1 protein-coding gene is annotated in these 5,106 nt (G+C 60.5%); it reads right to left on the reverse strand.

Features of this window, described 5'->3' with window-relative positions:
- Window positions 1-5,106 (reverse strand): non-ribosomal peptide synthetase (locus tag CH256_RS03240; RefSeq protein WP_141215487.1); only part of this gene is annotated, 5,106 nt, incomplete at both ends.

Here is a 5,106-nt window from a genome sequence, read left to right on the forward strand (position 1 = left end):
CCGCAAACCGGAATCCAACACAAACAACGCATCACCCGGCACCGGCGTACCGATAGGAGCTCCATGACCAGGCTTCATGGGCGCACTCATAGAGGCGTAAACGGTGCTTTCGGTAGGACCGTAGGAGTTGATCATTTCTCGGCCTGAAGCCCACCGATCGACAAGTTCGGGCGAGCACGCCTCACCCCCCACAAAAATGGTCCTCAATGCGCTCAGCCGCTGCGGTGACAGCCGGCCGAGGGCGGACGGGGTCTGGGTCAGAACCGAAACACTTTCGTTCACAAGTAGGTCATGAAAGTCGGTGGCAGAGTTGGCCGTGTCCTCAGAGGCTATGACTAAGCGGCCACCGTGCAGCAGAGCGCCCCACATCTCCCACACCGACACATCGAACGAGTACGAATGGAACATCGACCACACCTGTCCTGGCGACAATTCGGACGTCCGTGCGGGTCTGGTGAACAGTTGCGTCACGTTCTGGTGGGTGACCGAGACGCCTTTGGGTGTGCCTGTCGTTCCTGAGGTGTAGATGACATAGGCCGTCAGTTCTGGATGGGGGAATGGAAAGGTGACAGTGGGAGGTTCGACGGTGACCCTGCCCCCGAGGGTCACGACTGCCACTTTGCTCTCATCGACCCGGTGCAATTGCGCTACCGTTGTCACTATTGCTGCTGGTTTGGCGTCTTGTAGAACGAATGCCAGGCGCTCGTCAGGGGTGTTGATGTCGATCGGCAAGTAAGCAGAACCCAGCTTCAGCACCGAAAGTATGGCTATCACAGTGTGTTCCGAACGTGGCAGCAACAGTGCAACAACGTCCTCTACTCCCACCCCACGCCCAGCCAACAAATGAGCCAACTGCGTCGATGTGTCGTCCAACTCCTGATACGTCCACGACCGACCCTCGAACACCACCGCTATGACGTCCGGCCGCACCCTCACCTGCTCGGCGAACAACTCCGGAATCGACACGCCAGCAACGGACTCCGTCACAGCCGACCTGTTACCCAGTACGTCCAGCTGCGTCAGCTCATCCTCACCCAGGATGTCGAACGAAGCCAAAGGACGATCCGGGCCCGCCGCCATCGCAATCAATAGTGTCTGGAGCCATACCAGGATTTGCTTGGCCAACCGCTCGTCGAGGACCGCCATGCGGTATTCCAGCCGCACCCTCAGCTGTGGACCGGGCCAGATCTGTAAGGCGATTGGATAGTGAGTGAACTCGCGACTTGAGGCTATGCGTACGCTCAGTCCGTTTGTCTCGAGCTGCCCGCCGGACATCCTCAGTGGGTAGTTCTCGTAGACGAAGAGGGTGTCGAACAGTTGTTGATGTCCCGCGGCGCGCTGGATATCGGCCAGGGCCACGAACTGGTGGTCTAGCCCATCGTGGTAGTCGTCCCGCAGCATGCCGATCAGTTCAGCCGTGGTCGTCGTCGCGGTCAGGGATGCTCTTACCGGGACGGTGTTGATGAACATGCCCACCGCCGACTCGCTGCCGAACAGTTCTGCTGGCCGCCCCGATACGGTAGTGCCGAAGACGACGTCTCCGCTGCCAGTCAATGCGCCCAGCAGACGGCCCCAGGCGGCCTGTAGCACGATGTTCATGGTCGTGTTTTGCGAGCGAGCCAACTGCTCAACAGAACGCGTGACGTCGATAGGGAGGTCGACTCGCAACAGCGATCGCGCATCAGTGAAGCGATCTCCTGGATCTAACAAGGTCGGCGTTTGAAGTCCCGCCAGCAGCTTCTGCCAATGCCGCCGCGCCGCGCTCCAGTCCTGGGCGGATAGCCACTCGACGTAATTTCGGAAGGTGGGCGCGGGTGCCAGAGTCTCCCGTTCGTAGACGGCGAACATCTCTTTGAGCAGAATCTGGATTGACCAACCGTCCACCACGATGTGATGGACGGATAGCACCAGCGTGTGCTTATTCGTCCCAGTCTGATGAAGGAGAATCCGTAGCGGTGCCTCATCTACGAGGTTGCCGCAGGCGGCGAGCTCTGCATCCAGCAGCCTCTGATCGCACTCGTAGCCGTTAACTACCGTCCACGGTATGTCTGGGCGTGTCGGAATGATCTGCACCGGCTCGGGGAAACCCTCGGAGACGAACCGAGCCATTAGGTTGGGGTGGCGTCCGACGACTGTATGAGCGGCCTCGCGCAAGCGCGGCACGTCGAGTACGCCAGCAATCTCGATACCCAGTTGCACGGTGTACAGCTCTACGGGTTCATTACTGCCGGAACGGCGATGGAAAAGCAGCCCGGTTTGAAGCGGAGTCAGCGGGAGAAGGTCTGCTGGTTCCACGATTTGTGCGAGTTGATCGATCTGCCGCTGATTGACCACCGCCGGCAGGACGTCGGAGGGAGTCAGTCCTCCGCCGCCGTTCTGCACGTACGCCGCAATTCCAGCTAGAACGTCATACCAGCGCGCGTACAGCTCGGTGATATAGGAGCGATCCACCTGTGTGCTCGTCCAACTCCAGGACACGTGTAGTTCTGACTGCGAACCTTCGGCTAGCACGGCTGCATTGATGCCGACTGTGTGCGGCAACAGCATCGAGCGGGAACCAAAGCGTCGAGCATCAGGCGATTCAGTCGGTCCGAGGATCCGCCAATCTTCGAGGGGTGCGTCGAGCTGGCTCACGCTGCGCCGGCCGAGGTAGTTGAAGCCGATGGCGGGATCTACGCCAGACAGATTGTTGGTGCCTAGATACTTGAGAAGACCGTAGGTGATTCCGTCGGGGTGGGCACGCAGCTGTTCCTTGGCGTCCTTTATCCAGATACCCATGTCCGAGCCCCCGGTCAGAACAGTGTCACGGTCCATGGGTACGACGTTCAAAGCGACCGGGTGCTTTGCGGTGAACCATCCGACGGTGTTGGTCAAATCGATCCCACTGCCGATTTCATCGCGACGTCCGTGGCTCTCCACGTCGATGCGGAAAGGGACGTCGAAGTGCTGGTGCTGTTCAGCGAGGGCAGAACCGAGTGCGATGAGCAGCAGATCCTGAACGTTGATGTGCAGAGCCGCAGTCACGTCGGTTACCAGCACTTCGGTTAGCTCCGTGTCGATGCTGACCGACAGATGCTCCACATCGCGCCAGATACCAGGAGTCGGGTGCGGGCTGGGCAGCAGGGTGGCAACGGCTTCAATGCGCTGCCAATGCGGAAGCTGGTCAGTGACTTTCCGCTCGGCAGCGTACTGCGCCAACATCGTTGACCACTCACGGAACGAGGTGCCGCTGGCATCCAGGGTAATTTCTCGCCGCTCGGTGAGGCAGCGCCAACCCGTTGCGAGATCCCTTTGGATGATTCCCCAGGAGACCGCGTCGACCGCGAGGTGGTGGACGATGAGCAACAGCTGGCGGGTGCGCTCAGCCCACAGCCCATGCACCATGGCTCCTCGACGCGGGTCAAGACGGCTCAAGGCATTGGCAAACGTGGTATCGGAGAAGTCCACGACGGGGGTTACACAGTCGGCTGCGCTGATCGAGCCTGTTGGTAGGACGATGCAGTTGTCCGCGTCCTCAGTCGGGGCGTTGTCCACCTGCAACCGGAGCATGGCGTGCCGATCGACCAATGCCTGTAGTAACAACACCACGTCGCTGTACTTCGCCTGCTGCGGCCCCTGGAACAACATGGTTTGGTTGAACTCGTCTGTCGGTGCCGTGAGAGATGCCAGCCACCGCATGATCGGCGTTGCCGTGACGGGCCCAGCCTCAGCCGGCCGAAGGAGAGACTGCTCCGGGACCGAGAGCTGGAGAGCGTGGGCAAGTCGTGCCACGGTTCGCTCCACCAGGATGTCGCGGGGCTTGCAGTACAAACCGACTTGCCGGGCCCGGGACACCACCTGAATGGACGAGATGCTGTCGCCGCCTAGATCGAAGAACGAATCGTCGACTCCAACTTTCTCCACATTCAGTACGCGCGCGTAGATGTCAACCAGGCTCTCCTCGAGTGGAGTAGTCGGTGCTCGGTATTGGTTCGATTGTCCTAGTTGAGGTACCGGAAGCCTCTTTTTGTCAAGCTTGCCGTTACTCGTCATGGGCAATGCATCGAGGACCACGACCGCCGCAAGCGACATATATTCGGGCAGCCACGCGTCGGTCAAGCGGCGCAATTGGTTGCCATCCAACTCGCCCGCCCAGTCTGTGTGGGGAACGACGTAGCCGATCAGCCGTTTGTACCCTGGGTGGTCCTCATGGACGACGACCGCAGCCTGTCCTACTCCGGGGGCCGTCCGGAGCACCGATTCGATCTCACCGATTTCGATGCGGTAACCACGAATCTTCACCTGATCGTCAGAGCGACCCACATACTCCAGCTCGCCGTCGTGATTCCAACGAACCAGATCGCCGGTGCGATACATCCGCGAACCCAAAGGGCCGAGCGGACACGCGACGAATCGCGATGCCGTCAAGCCCGGCCGTCGCACATAACCGCGTGCCACACCCCGCCCCGCGACATACAACTCACCAACCACACCGATCGGAACCCGCCGCAAACCGGAATCCAACACAAACAACGCAGTGCCGGAGCCAGCGGCACCGATCGGCACTGCCCCTGTAGGGACTAGCGGTTCGGTCATCGAAACGTAGACGGTGCACTCGGTCGGGCCATAAGCATTGATCACGGCTCGCTCAGGCGTCACCCATCGCTCGATTAGCTGGGCTGGGCACGTCTCTCCCCCGAGTAGAAGTAGCGCGATCGACGGTAGCCCCTCGGGAGACAGCCGTGCCAACGCCGACGGTGTCTGGGTCAGCACCGTTACTTCTTCGTTTACGAGCAGGTTATGGAAATCGGAAGGAGAGTAGGCAACCTCTTCGGGAACCACGACCAGCCGTCCCCCGTGCAGAAGCGCGCCGCACATCTCCCAGACCGCGAAGTCGAATGCGTATGAATGGAACAGCGTCCATACGTGGTGGTGGGGTTCCAGAGTGCCGGTGGTCGGGTCCTCGACATTGGCGAGGCGCGCGATGTGGGTAGCGATGAGGTCATTGACGCCGCGGTGGGTGACCGAGACGCCTTTGGGTGTGCCTGTCGTTCCTGAGGTGTAGATGATGTACGCGAGGAGGTCAGCATTCGGCACCGGCAACGTCGTCGTCGGCTGTTCAGCGAC

Origin of the sequence: Rhodococcus sp. 05-2254-6 (assembly GCF_002258565.1) — a bacterium.
In the GTDB taxonomy this organism is placed as follows: Bacteria; Actinomycetota; Actinomycetes; order Mycobacteriales; family Mycobacteriaceae; genus Rhodococcoides.